Source organism: Flavobacterium sp. MMLR14_040 (assembly GCF_033657265.1).
In the GTDB taxonomy this organism is placed as follows: Bacteria; Bacteroidota; Bacteroidia; order Flavobacteriales; family Flavobacteriaceae; genus Flavobacterium.
In genome coordinates, this window is the sequence record NZ_JAWVWO010000002.1 from 381,564 (window position 1) to 400,938 (window position 19,375).

Below are 19,375 nucleotides of genomic sequence, written 5' to 3' on the forward strand. Positions count from 1 at the left end.
CTTTATTCGATTAATGCTTTTACTTCGTCAAAGTTCAATCCTCCATAATTACCTGAACTCATCAATAATAAAGCAGAATTTTCAAGATTTAAATGGAATAGATATTCTTTAAACTCCACAGGATTTGTGTAAATAATTAAATCTTTTCTATTAAAAGAAGTCGAAATTTGCTCATAGGTTACTTCTTCCAATTGCTTAATTTTTACTGCATCCGGAGAATAGAATACTACAGCTACATCAGCATATTCAAGCGCTCCTTCGTATTCTTTTAAAAATTCAGCATTTAAACTACTATAGGTATGTAACTCCAAACAAGCTACTAAAGTCCTGTTCGGATATTGTTCTTTTACAGCTTTTGTTGTTGCTGCCACTTTACTTGGCGAATGGGCAAAATCTTTATAAGCAACTTTTCCTTTTCCTTCTGCAATTTTTTCAAGACGTTTTGATGCTCCTTTAAAACTTGCAATTGCCTCATAAAAATCAGCTTCATCGACACCCATATTTTGGCAGATCCATTTTGCTCCGGCTAGATTATTTAAATTGTGTGCTCCAAAAACTTCAATTGGCATATCGCCTTCCGGAGTTTTAAGCAAAGTTACGCCATCACTTACTGTATATTCAGGTGTAATGTAAGGCAGTTTACGAATTGGATTTGTAGCAGCCTCTGAAACTCGTTTTACTTCAGAATCATTTTCATTGTACACTAAAATTCCTCCATTTGTAATTTTGCCAATAAAAATCTCAAACTGTTCTACATAATTTTCATAGGTTGGAAAAACATTAATATGATCCCAAGCAATACCTGAGATTAAAGCAATATTTGGCTGATATAAATGAAATTTAGGACGCCTGTCTATCGGGGAAGATAAATACTCATCGCCTTCCAAAACCATAAAATCATTTTCTTCTGTAAGATGAACCATTGTGTCAAAACCTTCTAATTGTGCACCAACCATATAATCCACTTCAATATTATGATAATGCATTACGTGCAAAATCATCGAGGTAATAGTTGTTTTTCCGTGAGAACCACCAATTACAACACGCGTTTTATTTTTAGATTGCTCATACAAAAATTCAGGATACGAATAAATTTTCAATCCTAATTCCTGAGCTTTTAACAATTCGGGATTATCAGCTTTAGCATGCATTCCTAAAATTACAGCATCAATATCTGATGTTATTTTTTCAGAAAACCAACCCATTTCTGCAGGTAAAATTCCCTTTTTTTCTAATCTTGATTTAGATGGCTCAAAAATAGCATCATCGCTACCTGTTACCTTATATCCTTTGTTATGCAATGCTAATGCTAAATTGTGCATGGCACTTCCGCCTATAGCGATAAAATGTGTTCTCATTTAAATTCCAATTTTTAAATTCCAAATTCCAATTTCATGGAATTCAATTTTGAAGTCTCCTAAATTATGGTTCAAATTTCTGTTTTAATTCCCTGGCTTTTTTAGGGTCATTTAATTTATTCAAATATAAATTATATAATTTTTGAAACGTGGTTTTTGATTTACCAATTTCATGAGCTTTTATAAAGTTTTTTTCGGCAGCTGCATATCTTTTAAAATAAACATCTATTCTTCCTCTCGACAAATAACCATCAACCGAAGACAATTGTGCTAACTGATTGGAGTATGAAATCGCTTTTGATTCGCTTCCTCCAAAAATTCCCGGCAATTGCAAATATATTTCGATTAATGCCCATCTGGCCGGAATATGTTTTGGATCTAAGGCAATCGCTTTTTCAAAAGATTCTTTCATATCCCCCACCATTCCCAAAGCTTTAATCCTGTTCACTTCCATAGCCCGCATGGCTAGACAGCCTCCGAATTTATAAAAATAATCAGCTACAGTAGGCTTTAGTTCTTTAAGTTTCCGGAAATAGACAGCAGCTTTCTCCCACGCTTTCTTATGAGCCTCAATCTCTCCCAGATATTCGAGCGTTTTTATATCCGTAGGCTTCATTTTTAAAATCTCTTCAAAAATAACCTGAGCCTCATCATACTTTTTTGAATGAAAGAATTTCTCTCCTTTTTCAAAATTAGTTTGTGACCAAAGTATAAGTGGCACAAACAAAAAAAGAAATAGTAATTTTTTCATGTCTCAAAAATAAGGAAATATAACATGCATCATTTAGTTTTAATTGCAAATTAATATTCAAAAAAAAATCCGTCCTGTAAAACAAGACGGATTTTTAAATGTTATTAAATTCGATTATTTTACAATCGTCATTTCATCAATAATATTTTTAGCACCTGCATATTTGTCAATAATCCAAAGTACATAACGAATGTCTACATTGATTGTTCGTTGTAATTTAGGATCAAAAATAACATCACCGGCCATAGCTTCGATGTTACCATCAAAAGCAATTCCTATTAACTCCCCTTTTCCGTTAAGCACCGGCGAACCAGAGTTTCCTCCTGTAATATCATTATCTGTCAAAAAGTTTACTGGCATATATCCTGCTTTATCAGCATATTGACCGTAATCTTTTGCTTTATTCAATTCTAACAAACGAGCTGGTAAATCAAATTCCTGATCTCCTGCTTTATACTTTTTTACCATACTTTCCATGGTTGTATAATTGTTTATTGTAGCATCGTTACGAGTATCAGCAGGCAATGCACGAACTTTTCCGTAAGTAAGTCTCAACGTTGAGTTTGCATCCGGATATTGAATCGCATTTAATTTTGATGCTCTTAAACCTTCAACCAATTCGCGGTAAGCAGTTGCAAAACCATCATCCGCTTTTGCCTGATCGTCTGTTTTAGAACGGTATTTGGTCAACAAATCATTAGAAATAATATACAAAGGATCATGTACAATTGCTAATGGTTTTGGACTAGCCATAAATGCCAATACCTTCTCTTTAGTTGTAAAATAACTTATTTCAGTTGCTTTTGCAACATCTGCAGTGAAATCACCATTATTCTCTGATTTCATTTTAGCTATTTGTGTAGCTAAACCGTATTCAGCAGCTTTAGAAGCATACAAATTTAATTGTGCTGTTAACAGATCTTTTTCAAGCGGTGCATAAAAATCACCATACAGGTTATCGATCATCGCATTAATCTTCGGTAACATTTCCGCTTTTTTAGCATCATTTTCAGCATAGTAAGCGATCAATGCATTTCCTAAATTTGCAGGACCTGCCGCGTAAGCAGAAGTACGTAAAAGCTGCATCAAATAATTATCATGACGTGCTTTTAAGTTAGTCTCTCTGTAATAATCATTGATTGTTGGAATTACATTTTCGTATTTTTCACTATTTATCGGTTTAGTTGCCCATTCATAGAATTTATCTTCCTGCGCCGTTTTAGCATCTACTGTTCCAGCTTTTGTTAAAGCATCGATCATCCCTTGACGGTTTTTCCAGTAATTAGCTGTCGAAGCATATTTAGAGGCATATTGCAAACGCACTGTAGCATCTTTATCCATATACTTTTTCATTTGGTCCATTCCGGTTTTTGCACCTTCAACCCACGCAGGATAAGCATATTTAATATTTTGCTCAATTCCACCAGCCGGCATCCAACGGTTTGTTCTTCCCGGATACCCAAGAATCATAGCAAAATCATTTTCTTTTACACCTTTAATACTTACAGGTAAAAAATGTTTTGGTTTTAAAGGCACATTTTCTTTAGAATATGTTGCAGGATTTCCGTCTTTATCAGCATACACTCTAAACATAGAGAAATCTCCTGTTTGGCGCGGCCATTCCCAGTTATCAGTATCTCCACCAAATTTACCAACACTTTCAGGAGGTGTTCCTACTAAACGAACGTCTGTATAATCCTGGTAAACGAAATAATAATATTCATTTCCCTGAAAGAAAGGACGAACAGAAACTGTATATTTTCCACCTTCATTATTCTCTTTTTCAATTAAAGCAATTTCTTGTTGAATAATTTTATTTCTTTCTGTTTCAGTCATTGTATCGTTTACTTTCGATAAAATTCTTTTAGAAACATCGTCCATACGAACAAAGAAACGAACGTATAATGATTTTGGTTTCATCTCGGCACTTCTCTCTTTTGCCCAAAAACCATCTTTCAAATAATTTTGTTCTGCAGTTGATAATTCAGCAATTGCATTATACCCACAGTGGTGATTTGTTAAAACCAATCCGTCTTTAGATACAATTTCGGCAGTACAACCTCCGTTAAACTGAACAACAGCATCTTTTAAACTATGATGATTGATACTGTAAATTTCTTCGGACGTTAATTGTAAGCCCATTTTTTCCATATCTCTATGGTTTAATCTTTCGATAAACATCAAAAACCACATTCCTTCATCAGCTCTTACAGGAAAAGCCATTAAGCACATGGTCAAGAATAAAACTATTTTTTTCATGTTATTTTGTTTAAGTATGCGAATATAGCGCATTTTCGCAACAATACATAAAATAAATCTCTAAATACAAAACATATCAAATGTATTTTATCTCAGTATTGCGAAATTCATAATTCACAAAAGACAAACTTTAAATCAATTTTGAGAACCAAAAATCAATTAACTTATTAAAATCTAAAAGAAAGTAAAAAGAAATCACGATGAAATTATAAAATTTGTAAAAATTAACTTTCAATTAAAAATAATTAACATAAATCAATTCTTACAATTATGTTTGTCTAAATTTGCTTTTAAATTTAAAACAAATACAAAATGAAAAAATTTTTACTTGCATTAGCCTTATTGGTAGTTACTATTTCTAATGCACAAAAAGGATCAATGTTATTAGGTGGGAATGTTGGGTTTTCTTCAGAAAAACTAGGAAACGACAAATCAGAAAATTTTGAATTTTCTCCAAAAATTGGATACCAATTTGCAGACAAATGGACTGCAGGAGTTGAAGGTTCTATAGCAACTTTTAAAAACACAGGATCAGACAGTGCAGAGAAATATAAAATTGGAGGTTTTGTACGTTATGCTACACCACTTTCTGAATTATTCTCGGTTTATGCAGATTTAGGTGCAGGTTACCAAAATGCATCTGTAAATAATGCAAAAGGAATGTATGTAAATCTTACTCCTGCTTTGTTTATTAATATGAAAAGAGGATTTGGTTTAAACTTCTCTATCGGAGGTGTTAACTACGACAACATTGATGGTAAAAATGATCTAAGACAAGAACGTTTAGGTTTTGATTTTGGAAAAACATTTAACATTGGTGTATCTAAAAATTTCGGACTATAATCTTTGAATTAAAAGATAAACCCGAGATGCTTTTGTTATTCGCTAAAAGCAAAAACCCGACAAGCTATTAACTGTCGGGTTTTTTATTTTATTTTATAAAGATTTTACTCATTTAACATTTTCCAAAGTTTATCCTTTAAATCTGTCAAACCTTGCTGAGCAACAGATGAAATAAACATATAAGGAACATCTTTAAAGGCAACATCTAATTCTTGTTTTAATTCAGCCTTTAATTCATCGTCCAGCATATCACATTTTGAGATTACTAACAAGCGTTCCTTATCCAGCATTTCAGGATTATATTTGGTTAACTCATTCACCAAAATATCATATTCTCCTTTAATATCCGGTGTATCAACAGGAACTAAAAACAACAATGTTGAATTACGTTCAATGTGACGCAGGAAATAATGTCCTAGACCTTTTCCTTCGGCAGCACCTTCAATAATACCCGGAATATCAGCAATTACAAACGATTGAAAATCTCTATAAGCGACAATTCCTAAATTTGGTTTTAAGGTTGTAAAAGGATAATCGGCAATTTTTGGTTTTGCTGAAGTCAATACAGACAATAAAGTTGATTTTCCAGCATTTGGAAAACCTACTAAACCAACATCTGCCAGAACTTTAAGTTCCAGAATCACATCCATTTCTACACCAGGCAAACCTGGCTGCGCATATCTTGGAGTCTGATTTGTTGAACTTCTAAAATGCCAGTTTCCTAACCCTCCTTTTCCTCCTTTTGAAAGAATTCTTTTTTCTCCGTCTTCTGTAATTTCGAATAAAGTTTCTCCGGTTTCCTTGTCTTTTACAACAGTTCCTAAAGGTACCTCGATAAATTTATCTTCTCCATCAGCACCCGTACTACGGTCTCCTCCTCCATCTCCGCCGTGACCGGCTTTAATATGACGAGCAAATTTTAAGTGAAATAATGTCCATAAACCTTTATTTCCAACCAAATATACGTGTCCACCGCGACCACCATCACCTCCGTCAGGCCCACCTTTTTCAATAAATTTCTCTCTATGTAAATGTGTAGATCCTTTTCCTCCCTTACCGGAAGAAACATATATCTTAACGTAATCTACAAAATTTCCTTCTGTCATTTTTCCTTGTTTATATATAGTTTTAAGTTTCAGGATTCAGGTTAATCAACAGAACGTCAACAAACTTGAAACCTGAAACTTGAAACAAATTTTCTTTTACTCTTTAAGCGCTTTTACCAGCACTTTATCAATCTTTACACCGTCCATATCTAGTACTTCAAGTACAAACTTTTGCCAGATTAATTTTTCGCCTTCTTTTGGAATATGCGAAAGCTCGGTCATAATCATTCCGCTTACCGTATTTACTTCGTAATCGTTTGTTAATTCGTCTAACTCAAAATACGTTAAGAAATCATGCAGCGAATAATGCCCGTCAACCAACCACGAACCATCTTCTCTTTCGATTAACTGAAACTCATCTTTATAAAACTCAGATGCATCTCCTACTAATGCTTCAAGAATATCATTCAGCGTAATTATTCCCTGAAAAACTCCATATTCATCTGAAACCAAAGCGTAATGAACACCTGTTCTTTTAAAATTTTCCAATGCTTTATAAGCGGTTGTCTGCTCCATTAAATACGGAGGATCTGTCATGATGGCCGGCAAATCAAAATGATCGCTTTCGATATTGGCAAATATATTTTTTAGTGTCACAATACCTACAATATCATCATAGTTATCGCTATAAACCGGATAAACAGTATGTAAATCCATTAAAACCAATTCTTTAATTCTGGCTTTATCTGCATTTAACGGCAACATATCAACCGATTTACGGTGTGTCATTAACGAGTTTACTTTTCTGTCGCCAATATGAAAAACACGTTCTACGATATCTTGTTCAATTTCCTGAACTTCCCCAACTTCAGTTCCTTCTTTAATGATGGCTTTAATTTCTTCTTCGGTAACTTTTCCGTCAGCAGTTGGTTTTATCTGAAAAACATTCAATAAAAAATCTGTTGAAGATGTTAATAACCAAATAAACGGGGCTGTAATAATCGAAATTACTTTCATTGGCATTGCTACCATTTTTGCAATCGATTCCGGATAATTTAATCCGATGCGTTTTGGAAGTAATTCGCCTAAAACCAAAGAGAAAAAAGTTAAAACTACAACTACGATCCCTACTGCAACTGAATGTGCATAAGGTTTTAAAGCTTCGAATCCGGTTACAAAAGTTTCAACATCTACTGTGATTTTATCACCACTATAAATACCTGTTAAAATACCAATTAAGGTAATTCCAATTTGAACGGTTGATAAAAACTTGTTTGGAGAGTTGGCTAAATCCAGAGCTGTTCTGGCACTTTTATTTCCTTTTTTTGCAGCTGTTTCCAATCTGTTCTTTCTAGCCGAAATCAGTGCAATCTCCGACATGGAGAAAACTCCGTTTAATAGTATTAGAAAAAATATTATTAGTATTTCCAATTTGTGGTTTATTCGTTAAATAATAGTCCGTTAAATGTAATTTGTAACCTCGATGCATTATAGCCCAGATGAAAAAGAAAAGCCCGGAGCTAAAAAAACTAATTTTTCTTGCCAGAAAACAGCTGACTTCCGAAGCATCGGAAGAAGCCTCCTTTATGGTTAGAAAAATAGTTTTTTTTAGCGTCCCGATAGCTATCGGGATTTCACGTACAGCTGGAAAAAGCTTCTACAAATTATCTATAACTGACGTTAATCGCTCTGTAATTTCTTCGATTGTTCCGATACCATTTACGGCATAAAACTTACCTTGTTCTTTATAATAACCAATTAATGGCGCTGTTTTTTCGTTGTATTCCTGATATCTTACACGAATTTTCTCTTCGTCCTGATCATCTGCTCTGCCACTTGTTTTTCCTCTTTCCAGTAAACGTGCTACTAAAATTTCGTCATCGGCTTCTAATGCGATTGTTGCCGTAACACTTGAACCAATTGTTGGCAGGAATTTATCTAAAGCTTCTGCCTGATCTAATGTTCTTGGATAACCATCAAATAAAAACCCTTCAGTATCAGGGTGTTTTTTTACTTCATCGATTAACATTGCCGTGGTAACTTCGCAAGGAACCAATTCGCCATTATCCATAAAAACTCTGGCTTTTTTTCCTAATTCGGTATCATTTTTTAAATTAAAACGAAATATATCTCCAGTTGAAAGATGTGTTAATTTATATTTTTCTTTTAAAAATTCTGCCTGAGTTCCTTTTCCTGCTCCCGGCTTTCCAAATAAAACGATGTTAATCATAATGTTAGTGTTTCTTGACTTCCTGACTGTAATTCGAGAAGTTTAAAATGAATATATAGTTGTGTTTTGTTTAAATTTATTCTGCTAATTTGTAAACTTCAGATAAATTACGCCCTAAACCATCGTAGTCTAAACCGTAACCTACAATAAATTTATTTGGAATCCTGATTCCAACGTAATCAATCTTAATGTCTTTTTTATACGCTTCAGGTTTAAAAAATAAAGTAGCAACTTTAAAATGTTTTACATTTTGCGCTTTAAAAAGATGTTTTAATTCTTCGATAGTATTTCCTGTATCGATAATATCTTCAATAATAACAACCGATCTGCCAGATAAATCCTGATTGATACCTATTAATTCTTTTACTTCATTGGTACTTTCTGTTCCTTCATAAGATGCCATTTTTATAAACGAAACTTCGCAGGGACTTTTGTATTTTTTCAGGAAATCGGCAACAACCATAAAAGCACCGTTTAAAACACCGATAAAAATTGGCGTATCGTCGCCAAAATCATCTTCAACCTGAGCTACTATTTTGGTTAAGGCAAAATCAATTTCTTTAGCCGAAATAAACGGAACAAATTGTTTATCGTGAAGTTGTATCATTATTTTACTGTTTTAAAACAATGGACAAAGATACAGAATTAGAAACAAAATCTAAGTATCAAAATAAGCGGTTGATTTATTTTTTTGCTAATGTTAAATATCAGTTAATGTTTACAAAATTCATTTTAACATTATTTTTTAATTTATTAAATTGTTATAGTATAAATCTTTAACTAAAGAGCGTAATGAAAACAGCGACACAATTATTATCTATATCATTATTAATTATAATGACAGCTTGCAACGGTCAGGTAAAAAAAGAAGAAAAAGAAGCTCTGGCAAAACAACCCGGAAATATTGTAAAAACAGCAGTGGGAGAAATTACTTTGCCACCGCCTTATGCTACAGAATCTAAATCAAAATACAGTAAAGTGTTAGGCTGGCCGGAAGGCAAAACACCTACTGCACCAAAAGGTTTTACAGTTACAAAATTTGCTGATGGTTTTGAAAACCCTCGTTGGACTTATATTGCTCCAAACAATGATATTTTTGTTGTAGAAAGTGGAACGAGAAGTAGTAAAAATCAAATTACAGTTTTACGGGATAAAGATAAAGACGGCAAATTTGAAACCCGCGAAGTTTTTATAGATGGCTTAAACAAGCCTTTTGGAATGTTGGTTTTAAAAGACTTTTTCTACATTGCAAATACGGATGGATTATACCAATATCCTTATAAAAATAATCCTTTAAAATTAGAGACAAAAGGTGTAAAAATTCTTGAACTTCCTGCCGGAGGTTATAACAACCACTGGACCAGAAATTTACTTGCCAACGCTGACGGAACAAAAATTTATGTTTCTGTTGGATCTGGAAGTAACGTAGCAGAAAATGGAATAGATAAAGAAATTCGCCGTGCTTGTATTCTGGAAATTAATCCTGACGGAACTGGTGAAAAAATCTACGCATCGGGACTTCGAAATCCGGTTGGAATGGATTGGAATCCGGCAAACAACGAACTTTGGACGGCAGTTAATGAACGTGATGAATTGGGCGAAGATTTAGTTCCGGATTATATTACAAGTGTAAAAAAAGATGGTTTTTACGGATGGCCATATTCTTATTTTGGTAATATTTTAGATCCGAGAATGAAAGGACAAGGTAAAGATCTTGGGGCAAAAGCAATTGTTCCTGATGTTCCGGTTGGTTCTCATACAGCATCTTTAGGATTGGCTTTTTATGATAAAAAAGTTTTTCCTGCAAAATATCAAAACGGAGCTTTTGTTGGTCAGCATGGTTCCTGGAATCGTGAAAAAATTTCTGGCTACAAAGTTGTTTTTGTCCCTTTTGTGAACGGAAAACCTTCTGGAAAAGCTGAAGATTTTTTAACCGGTTTTATTTCAAATGATGAAAAAGCGGAAGTTTACGGGCGTCCGGTTGCAGTTACGGTTATGAATGACGGATCGCTTTTGGTAAATGACGATAGCGGAAATACGGTTTGGAAGGTTTCGGCGAATAAATAAAATTTTAAAATTCAAAACTAGAAATTCCAAATTCCAAATCTTACATATTATTTAAACACATAGAAACAAAGATTTTAATATAAGCAAAGGCATTTCACTCTGCATCAATTCACATAGCTATGTTCATTTAAACAAGTGAAACGTCTTTTTTAAATCGTACAGAATCTATGTTGCTATCTGTTTAAAATCCGCACATTTAATCTACTCATTTATGATCTTAAAAAAATATTGTCTTTTTCTTGTTGCGATTTTTGTTTCTCTAAACACTTTCGCACAAGAAAAAGGCAAATCTATTGATTCTCTTAAAACAGAAAAACTGGAGGAAGTGGTTATTAGTCCGCTTCATATAAATACCAATATTTTGGATGCTCCGGCTTCGATTGGGATTTTATCCAAAAGTCAGCTTTTGCAAAATAACACCAGCGATATTACAACGGTAATCAATACAATTCCCGGTGTTTTTATGCAATCGTCGAATTTTACCACAACTCGAATTTCGATTCGCGGAATTGGCGCCCGAACTACTTACGGAACCAACAAAATCAGGGCTTTTTACGGAAGTATTCCCTTAACTTCGGGAAACAGCGAAACGGTTATTGATGATATTGATCTTGAAAACCTCAACCGAATTGAAATTATAAAAGGGCCGCTTTCGAGTATTTACGGCGCAGGCTTAGGCGGTGCAATTTTAATTTCACCTCAACTTTCTAAATCAAAAGGACAAAGCGCCGGCGTGAGTTCAGTTTTTGGTTCTTATGGTTTATTAAAAAATAGCTTGAATTATAGTTTAAACGAAAATGAAGGCAGTTTAAACATTAGTTATCATAATTTAAAAACAGATGGCTGGCGCGAAAACAGCGCGTATAATCGGGAAGGAATTACGCTTGCAGGCGAATTATTTCGAAAACAAAACAGCAAACTGACTTATTTTACTAATTATACGTATTTAAAAGCTTTTATTCCGAGTTCGATTAACAAAGATACTTTTGAAAATAATCCCGAATCTGGCGCTCCAACGTGGGTGGCTTCAAAAGGATTTAAGGAATACAAATCGACTTTGGGAGGATTAGCGTATGATTTCAAAATCGGTGACAACCTAAACAATTCAACTTCTGTTTTTATTAATTATAAAGACAGTAATGAACCGAGACCTTTTGATATTTTGCGCCAATATACTTTTGCGACCGGAGCGAGAACGCAATTTTCCGGTAATTTTAAAATTAAGGAAACCGCAATTCATTTCATCGCCGGAGCTGAATATTTTACGGATACTTACAGCGGAAATACTTTCGAAAATTTATACCAGCAAAATAACGGCCAGGGAAGTCTGCAGGGAAATCAGCTGACGGAAACCGATCAAAAAAGACATTTCTACAATATATTCTCGCAGCTTAAAGCTTCACTTTCAAAATATTTTGAAATTCAGGCGGGAATCAATTATAACAAAACACAATTTGAACTTACTAATTATACCGAAAACTCCTATCAGAAATACAGTTATAATGGTATTTTCTCTCCGCAATTGTCTTTTCTTTTTAAACCAAATAGTGAGCAAACAATTTACTTTTCTGCAAGTCGGGGATTTTCTCTTCCAGCTACCGAAGAAACCCTTACCAGCGAAGGCACAATTAATCCGGATATAAAACCTGAGAATGGTTATAATTTTGAAATTGGCGGAAAGTTCTATTTTTTCAATAAAAAACTTTATACTGAAATTGCCCTTTATCGAATGGAAATTAAAGATTTACTGGTTGCAAAAAGAGTGGGCGACGATCAATATGTGGGCGCAAATGCCGGAAAAACTTTTCATGAAGGAATTGAAGTTACGCTAAATCATAATTGGCAAATTAACCGATTTTTTGCATTGAATTCTTATTTGGGAGCATCTATTGGAAATTATGAGTTTAAAGAATTTATTGATAACGGAAATGATTTTTCGGGAAATAAACTAACCGGAGTTCCTGCCAATAAAGTAAATGCAGGTTTGAGTTTTAATACTAGTTTGGGAATTTATTTTAATGCCGATTATCAGTTTGTAGACAAAGTTCCTATGAACGATGCTAATTCAGCTTTTTCAGATTCATATACTATTATCAATCTTAAAACAGGATATCGATTTGAAATTCTGCAAAATCTAACTTCTCATATAGCTGCGGGAATAAATAATGTAACTAATGAAAAATATGCTTCGTTAATTTTACCAAATGCGGTTGCAAATGGCAATACAGCGCCCAGATATTACTATCCAGGTTTACCTGTAAATTATTACGGTACTATTTCATTAAATTACTTATTTTAGATGTTTATTTCAAATCGAAAAAAGATGTCTTCTGAATTACAAAAAAAACTCGATTATGTCAGTCCTTGCAGGGCAAGCCGATCGCTGCTTGCAGGTGAAATTTTAGAAAATCATTCTTTATTTGATGAACTGGTTGCTGCCTGTTTTTTAACTTCGGATAAAAATCATCACAGAGCATGCTGGATTTTGGAATTTGTTTGTTACGAAGAATTACTTTGGATGCAGCCTCATGTAGATTTTTTCTGTTCGAATCTGAAACATTTGAAAGAAGAAAGCGCCATTAGACCAATTGCAAAAGTGATCCAGCTTTTAATAAAATCTCATTATAAAAAAGCCGAAAACTGCATTCTCCTTTCTGAAGATGATCTTCAAAATTGCATTGAAGCTTCTTTCGACTGGCTGATAAATGATGTAAAAGTAGCTACAAAAGCTTATTCTATAAGAACTTTATATGTTTTGGGAAATTATTACGAGTGGATTCATCCTGAACTAAAAATTATTCTGAACAAAGATTTTTCAAATCATTCTGCAGCATACAAAGCCGTTGCCAAAGAAGTTTTGAAGAAAATAGAATAGCATTGAAGTAATCTGGATATTGTAAAATAAAAAAGGGCAGCTTTGATAGCTGCCCCTTATTTTAATATTCTGGATTTGATTTTTTTGAGTTATTAAATTTAAATCTCAAGAAAAATTCGTTTGAGTTTTTGGCACTTGCCATAACTTTACCTGTATTTGTTTCATAAGCATAACCGAATGTCAAATGCTTACTAATTGTTATACCGGCCATTGCTGCGTAAGCATTGTTTACTCTGTAACTTCCTCCAATTTCTAAAAATTCTTCAATTTGGAGCATTAAGTTAAGATCTACAGAAAGTGGCGCACCATTAACATAACGCATCATGAAAGATGGTTTTAAAATTAAAAGTGTTGTTGTTTCAAGATCGAAATTATAACCACTGCTTAAATAAACATGTGGCCTGTCTGTAGCAACAGCCGTGTAACCATCTTTGTTTTTTGCTCGTTCAGTATTCAAAATTCTTGGGACAGAAAGGGATACGAAATATTTGTCACTTTTTAATAAGGCTCCAACACCAACATTTGGATTAAACTGATTGATGTTTGCTAAAGCAGGATCTGACTGATTTGAGTAGGTTTCAAGACCAGCAGCATTTACATTGTAAAAATTTCCACCGGCTTTTATTCCGAAATACAAATCAGTAAGTTCACCAACCTGCATTTTGTATGAAAGGTCAATTCCTAATTGGGTTTGTTTTTCAACGAATGTCTTATCGTAAACCATAGAAACTCCTAATCCGATGTTACCTCCTACAGGTGTACCAAAAGATACGGCTTGTGTCTCGGGAGCATTTTCAATTCCTGTCCATTGTTTACGAAATGTAGTTGCCAAAGCGGTTTCGTTGTCTACACCTACATAAGCCGGGTTTACCAAATTCATGTGGTAGCGGTATGTTGTAAGTATGGTTTCTTGTTGGGCAAAAAGCATACTACTAAAAAGTAGTAATGCTCCCGCCGATATATTTTTAATTATTTTCATTTCTAAAATTTTAATTTTTACAATTACCTGTTAATGTATATCCAACCTTGTCTGTCAATTGTTCCATTACCATCCAAATCGATTTGATAGTAATAAGAACTTGCTGCAGGTAAAGTACTTGACTGGCCTTTCGCATGTCCGTCCCAATTATTTTGGTAATTTCTTGCAGTAAATACTTCTGCTCCCCAACGATTGAAAACACGAACTACAGAAGCAGGATAATTTTCTATATTAGAAACAACCCAGGTATCGTTTATACCATCTCCGTTTGGAGTAAAGGCTTCAGAAATGTTCATTTGATCCTTATCGCAGGCATCTCCAATACCATTATTGTTACGATCTTCCTGATATGGATTTGATGTAATTGGGCAATTGTCTTTTGTATCTAAAACTCCGTCATTGTCATCATCAGGATCGCAATTGTCTAAAATCCCGTCATTGTCATTATCCCCAGATTTGTTTACAACAGTCACTTTTGCAGTGGCAGTTGCTGTGTTTCCGCTTTTATCTACTACCGTTAAAACAACTGTATTGGCTCCAACATTGGTGCAATCAAAAGAAGTTTTGCTAAGTGTTACGGTATCTATTCCGCAATTATCTGAACTTCCATTGTTTACCTGATTGGCCGTAACCGAAACATTTCCTGCCTCGTCAAGTTCAACCGTTATATCCTGAGCCTGAGCTACTGGTGCAATGTTTTCAAGTACGGTTACTATTGCGGTTTCTGAAGAAATTTCTCCGTTTGAACCCGTTGCAGTAAGTGTTACTGTATTTGCTCCTGCATTGGCACAAGTAAATGAGGATGGAGAAACTGCTAAAGTTAGCGATCCGCCACAAACTGTTATTGAACCATTATCAACATCTGCCGCTACGATTGAAGCATTTCCTAAAACATCAAATTGAATTGAGATGTTTTTTGTTAAAACAATTGGGACTGTTTTATCTTCGATTGTTACTGTTGCAGTTGCTGTATCAAAATTTCCACTGGCGTCTGTAACAGTTAAAGTCACTGTATTGGCTCCCACATTTGTACAATTAAAAGTATTTGGTGAAACTGAATACGTTAATGTTCCTAAACAAAAATCTGCAGATCCACTATCAACATCATTTCCTGTTATTGTAGCATTTCCTGTTGCATCGAGTTGAACTGTAATGTTTTTTGTTGAAACAATTGGTGCAATTTTATCCTCAACAGTTACAATAGCATCTTTAGTATCAGAATTTCCATGAATATCTGTTACTTTTAACTGAACTGTATTTGTTCCAATATTGGCACAAGTAAATGAAGTTATATCCAATTCTAGAGTATCAATTCCGCAGTTATCAGATGAAGAATCGTTAATATCAGAAGCAACAATTGTTGCATTTCCTGTAGCATCAAGTTGAACAGTAATATTTTTTACTGCAACAATTGGTGCCACTTTATCTTCAACCTTTACTATTGCATTTGCTGTAGAAGGATTTCCGCTTGCATCTGTCGCTGTTAAAGTAACTGTATTATCACCAATATTAGCACAAGTAAATGTATCTGGAGTAATACTCAAAGTTACTGCTCCGCAAAGATCTGCAGAACCATTGTCAACATCTCCAGCAACAATTGTAACATTTCCTGTTGCATCAAGCTGAACAGTGATGTTTTTTGTTGAGACAACTGGTGCTTCAGCATCTACTACAATAATATCATGATTACAAGTCTCTGTATTTCCGGCAGCATCTGTTGCTGTCCAGATTACATTTGTTGTACCAACCGGAAATATTGCTCCGTTTAGTGTAGCTGAATTATTAAAATTATTTAAAACAGATACTGTACTACAATTATCTGCAGCAACAGGATCTAAACTATTGTCTACTACTGTAAAACTACAAACACCTAAATCATTATTATAAGAAGCTGAAGGAACAGCACACATAATGGTTGGTTTTTCTGCATCAACTACAGTAATATCAAATGAACATTCTGTACTAACGTTGCCACTTGAATCAGTAGCTGTATATTTTAAAGTTGTTGTTCCAACAGGAAAGACAGATCCTGAAGTTAAACCAGTTACATCAGTTTGTGAAGGAACAATAGAAGCTGATAATAAAGTAATAATTACTTTACCCATTCCGGAATTTGCACCTCCAATATTAATTTGGTTAGCACCAGAGTTAAAAGATCCTGCTCCTCCACCATTACCCCCACAGCCACCATTATATCCACTTGGGCCACCACCTGCATAACCGCCGCCGCCGCCGCCATAACCACAGTTAATAGCGCCGCCGCCGCCGCCGCCGAAACCACCGGCAGAAATTGATTCATTAATACCTCCGACAGATCCATTCAGAAATGAAAAACCACCTTGTGATGGTCTAGCAGTTCCATCTGAACCGTTAGTATTAAAACCACCGCCGCCAGCTCCAGCAATATTAATTCCTGACCCAACATTTCCTCCATTTAGAGCCGTCCCTCCATTTCCTCCATTCAATCCATTATTTGCTGTCGTTGCTATAGAAGCTTCCTTAGAAGAACTATCTTCTAAGCCAGCACCGCCGCCGCCGCCCGCAACCATAATAGGAGTATTGCTAAAAGTGGTAATAAATGATCCACCACCTCCACCGGCACCATAATTATCACTTGTAGCTTCACCTTGCTGTCCTACAACTATTTTAATAATTTCATCTTTTACAAGATCAACTTCTCCAATCATACTGGCGCCATTTCCACCCATAAAACCAGGTGAAGTTGCATTTCCTCCAGAAGCGCCCAGAGCCTGAATAGTATACTTCCCAGTTGTAGGGACTTTCCATTCCTGAATTCCCTGAGTATTTATTGTAACAACTCCAGCTCCATATGCAGTATCACATTCTGCTTGGGTCGGACCAAATCTTCCTGTTGCGCCTGCATTTGTAAAAGTTGCAACAACTGGAATAGAGCTGGTACAGTTATCAGTAACTATTGGTGCAAAGGTAACAACAGCTCCGCATAAACCTGGATCATTATTAACTGTAATATTACCAGGACATGTTATTACTGGAACAATATCATCTACTACTTTAATTATTGCTGTAGTGTAACTTTTATTTCCATCTGTATCTGTAACAATCAAAGTCACTGTATTATCTCCAATATTGGAGCAGCTTAAATCTAAAGATGCTTTAACATTAGCTCCCAAAGGCTCGTAAGAAGCGCTTACAGAAAGTCTCTTAGGAATACTGCCACAAGGATCTCCACCAAAAACAGTATTATCGGCTGGAATATTGGCTGAATTTTTATTTAGTAAATAAGAGGAAACTACTGAGTTGCTGTTTGCCGAATGACAAGAGCCTAAAGTAAAACTGCCACATGTACCATTTGGGGTACCATAACTAGCAAAATTTATAGTTGTGAATACAGAACCCCCCGGTGCTGCTATAGCCATAACATTTGGTTCTGATTGTGTAGCACAAAAAGTTCCATAAGTAGCTGTTGTTATCATGTAACTGGCAATTCCTGTGTTATCTGTAGAACCATTATCCAGATCTGCAGCGTTCACTGTCACATTTCCGCTAGCATCCAGCTTTACGGTAATGTTTTTTGCTATTGCAACAGGTGGATTTTGAGCGTGTATCATATTGCTAAAAAGAAATAGGATACTCGCTAAAAAGAGTAATTTTAATTTCATATTGGTTTGTTTAAAGTTATCAACCAACAAAAATATATTGAAATAAAACCGCTCAAATAGCCCATTCGGACACATCAATAGCCCGAAACGACCAACTCAATTTTACAAAAAATAGCTGTAAGTATTGGATTTCTTTGTAAAAATCAAAACATTGAAAATCAACTAAATACAATTTAAGTAGAAATAAAATAAATTATAGAAAAATATTCTTTACCAAAGAAAAAACACGAAAAAGAAAGAATTTTACAGCGCTTAAAGCCTTATTTCTGAAGGCATTTTTCCAAAACGCTTTTTGAAATTTGCCGTAAACTTGCTGGAACTTTTATAACCCGTCGCCAAAGCAATATTTTTTATCTGCATATCGGTATTTTGAATCATCTGCATAGCAAGAAGTAATTTCTTCTCTTTATGAAATTGCATCATCGAAACTCCATGAACGAATTTAAAAGTCAACTTGAGTTTTGTGGGCGACATACCAACTTTTTCTGCTATATATTCTACGCCCAAAAACGGATTTGCTACGGTCTCCAAAAGCATTTTTTCAGCTTTTGCTATTTTTCTGTAATCAGGAGTTTCCTGAAGCGTATAACTTCCAATTCTCTGATCTAAAGAGGCATTCTTAAAAAAAGTAGAAATCAGCTGAAAAGCCTGGGTTTTTAAAAGTGCTTTGCTTAAAATATCCTGTTTATTGTTTTCTAAAATAACTAAAATTTCTTTGGTTAATTGTTCTGCATTCGGAACAATGTTTTGATAAGTAATAAATCCGTTATCTGAATTCAGAAATTGTTTAATATGATTTTCCTCAGAAAGTGTTTCAAAAGAAAAATTACGTTCAGCCCAGTCTTTATTAAAAGCAAACAAATAAAACTCGCATTCAGAACCTTTGTAAAAATAGGCTCCAACTGGCGTTCCCGGTTTTTTGAATCCCCAATATTTGCTCGAAAAAGGCGTTTTATCTGCAAATGTGTTTTGCAGTTTTACTTCACTCTCAAAAACCGAAAAAGTTAGTGTATAATAATCAATAGGAAAATCTTCATCGTAAATTGCTTTCAGCATTACGTTTTTCTTAAAAGTAATACTTGTTACAATAACCCATAAACCTTCTTCGATTTCACGGTATCGCATGACGCCTTTAGAAAAAGGATTATTTCTGTATACGGCCTGCTCTTCCTCAACATGTTTTACCGATGGAGAATTGACAATACTTTTTATAATTACCTGAGGCGAATTAGACAAATAAGGCAACTCAAAAAAACCATCTCTATAAAAGTTAATGTTGTCTTTTATAAATTTAACCCATCTTCCTACGTTCATATTTGTAACTCA

At 34.5% G+C, this 19,375-nt stretch carries 14 protein-coding genes; 4 read left to right on the forward strand and 10 right to left on the reverse strand.

Annotation, left to right across the window (positions count from 1 at the left end):
* Positions 1–2: 2 nt before the first annotated feature.
* From SD960_RS04525 to SD960_RS04535, 3 genes are all read right to left on the reverse strand, one after another.
* Positions 3–1,358, reverse strand: a complete 1,356-nt coding sequence (locus tag SD960_RS04525) for a UDP-N-acetylmuramate--L-alanine ligase (protein WP_318801160.1) — start codon at positions 1,356–1,358, stop codon at positions 3–5.
* A 64-nt stretch (positions 1,359–1,422) separates the two neighbouring features.
* Positions 1,423–2,109: a hypothetical protein gene (locus SD960_RS04530; RefSeq protein ID WP_318801161.1), complete on the reverse strand. Its 687-nt coding sequence runs from the start codon at positions 2,107–2,109 to the stop codon at positions 1,423–1,425.
* Positions 2,110–2,223: 114 nt separating this feature from the next.
* Positions 2,224–4,368 (reverse strand): S46 family peptidase, encoded by a 2,145-nt coding sequence (locus tag SD960_RS04535; protein WP_318801162.1) that lies wholly within the window; start codon positions 4,366–4,368, stop codon positions 2,224–2,226.
* Between the two features lie 312 nt (positions 4,369–4,680).
* Between SD960_RS04535 and SD960_RS04540 the strand changes: the two genes are divergently transcribed.
* A complete protein-coding gene (locus tag SD960_RS04540; protein WP_318801163.1) occupies positions 4,681–5,211 on the forward strand; it encodes an outer membrane beta-barrel protein in 531 nt (176 codons plus the stop codon).
* 104 nt (positions 5,212–5,315) lie between these two features.
* On the opposite strand, the gene obgE is transcribed toward SD960_RS04540, so the two are convergent.
* The 4 genes from obgE to hpt all read right to left on the reverse strand — a co-directional run bounded on the left by obgE (position 5,316) and on the right by hpt (position 9,094).
* Positions 5,316–6,317 (reverse strand): GTPase ObgE, encoded by a 1,002-nt coding sequence (gene obgE, locus SD960_RS04545; protein ID WP_318801164.1) that lies wholly within the window; start codon positions 6,315–6,317, stop codon positions 5,316–5,318.
* 96 nt (positions 6,318–6,413) lie between these two features.
* Entirely contained in the window at positions 6,414–7,688 is a 1,275-nt protein-coding gene (locus SD960_RS04550; RefSeq protein ID WP_318801165.1) for a hemolysin family protein, read from the reverse strand.
* A 226-nt stretch (positions 7,689–7,914) separates the two neighbouring features.
* Entirely contained in the window at positions 7,915–8,487 is a 573-nt protein-coding gene (locus SD960_RS04555) for an adenylate kinase (RefSeq protein ID WP_318801166.1), read from the reverse strand.
* Between the two features lie 76 nt (positions 8,488–8,563).
* On the reverse strand, positions 8,564–9,094 hold the full coding sequence (gene hpt / locus SD960_RS04565; protein ID WP_042565854.1) for a hypoxanthine phosphoribosyltransferase: 531 nt from the start codon (positions 9,092–9,094) through the stop codon (positions 8,564–8,566).
* Positions 9,095–9,279: 185 nt separating this feature from the next.
* Between hpt and SD960_RS04570 the strand changes: the two genes are divergently transcribed.
* The 3 genes from SD960_RS04570 (at position 9,280) to SD960_RS04580 (ending at position 13,429) form a co-directional block, all read left to right on the forward strand.
* Positions 9,280–10,554, forward strand: coding sequence for a sorbosone dehydrogenase family protein (locus tag SD960_RS04570; RefSeq protein ID WP_318801167.1), 1,275 nt, complete (start codon positions 9,280–9,282; stop codon positions 10,552–10,554).
* Positions 10,555–10,765: 211 nt separating this feature from the next.
* A complete protein-coding gene (locus tag SD960_RS04575) occupies positions 10,766–12,853 on the forward strand; it encodes a TonB-dependent receptor (protein ID WP_318801168.1) in 2,088 nt (695 codons plus the stop codon).
* Positions 12,854–12,877: 24 nt separating this feature from the next.
* On the forward strand, positions 12,878–13,429 hold the full coding sequence (locus tag SD960_RS04580; RefSeq protein ID WP_318801169.1) for a hypothetical protein: 552 nt from the start codon (positions 12,878–12,880) through the stop codon (positions 13,427–13,429).
* A gap of 61 nt (positions 13,430–13,490) precedes the next feature.
* Here SD960_RS04580 and SD960_RS04585 read toward each other — a convergent pair whose 3' ends face one another.
* The 3 genes from SD960_RS04585 to SD960_RS04595 all read right to left on the reverse strand — a co-directional run bounded on the left by SD960_RS04585 (position 13,491) and on the right by SD960_RS04595 (position 19,363).
* Entirely contained in the window at positions 13,491–14,408 is a 918-nt protein-coding gene (locus SD960_RS04585; RefSeq protein WP_318801170.1) for a type IX secretion system membrane protein PorP/SprF, read from the reverse strand.
* 23 nt (positions 14,409–14,431) lie between these two features.
* Entirely contained in the window at positions 14,432–18,049 is a 3,618-nt protein-coding gene (locus SD960_RS04590; RefSeq protein ID WP_318801171.1) for a gliding motility-associated C-terminal domain-containing protein, read from the reverse strand.
* Positions 18,050–18,301: 252 nt separating this feature from the next.
* Complete coding sequence (locus SD960_RS04595; RefSeq protein ID WP_318801172.1) at positions 18,302–19,363, reverse strand: AraC family transcriptional regulator; 1,062 nt, start codon at positions 19,361–19,363, stop codon at positions 18,302–18,304.
* Positions 19,364–19,375: the final 12 nt, after the last annotated feature.

Bases quoted from the DNA above. Each gene is read 5' to 3' on its own strand.
- SD960_RS04525 (WP_318801160.1), bottom strand. From the start codon at position 1,358: ATGAGAACACATTTTATCGCTATAGGCGGAAGTGCCATGCACAATTTA.
- SD960_RS04530 (WP_318801161.1), bottom strand. From the start codon at position 2,109: ATGAAAAAATTACTATTTCTTTTTTTGTTTGTGCCACTTATACTTTGG.
- SD960_RS04535 (WP_318801162.1), bottom strand. From the start codon at position 4,368: ATGAAAAAAATAGTTTTATTCTTGACCATGTGCTTAATGGCTTTTCCT.
- SD960_RS04540 (WP_318801163.1), top strand. From the start codon at position 4,681: ATGAAAAAATTTTTACTTGCATTAGCCTTATTGGTAGTTACTATTTCT.
- obgE (WP_318801164.1), bottom strand. From the start codon at position 6,317: ATGACAGAAGGAAATTTTGTAGATTACGTTAAGATATATGTTTCTTCC.
- SD960_RS04555 (WP_318801166.1), bottom strand. From the start codon at position 8,487: ATGATTAACATCGTTTTATTTGGAAAGCCGGGAGCAGGAAAAGGAACT.
- hpt (WP_042565854.1), bottom strand. From the start codon at position 9,094: ATGATACAACTTCACGATAAACAATTTGTTCCGTTTATTTCGGCTAAA.
- SD960_RS04570 (WP_318801167.1), top strand. From the start codon at position 9,280: ATGAAAACAGCGACACAATTATTATCTATATCATTATTAATTATAATG.
- SD960_RS04575 (WP_318801168.1), top strand. From the start codon at position 10,766: ATGATCTTAAAAAAATATTGTCTTTTTCTTGTTGCGATTTTTGTTTCT.
- SD960_RS04580 (WP_318801169.1), top strand. From the start codon at position 12,878: ATGTCTTCTGAATTACAAAAAAAACTCGATTATGTCAGTCCTTGCAGG.
- SD960_RS04585 (WP_318801170.1), bottom strand. From the start codon at position 14,408: ATGAAAATAATTAAAAATATATCGGCGGGAGCATTACTACTTTTTAGT.
- SD960_RS04590 (WP_318801171.1), bottom strand. From the start codon at position 18,049: ATGAAATTAAAATTACTCTTTTTAGCGAGTATCCTATTTCTTTTTAGC.
- SD960_RS04595 (WP_318801172.1), bottom strand. From the start codon at position 19,363: ATGAACGTAGGAAGATGGGTTAAATTTATAAAAGACAACATTAACTTT.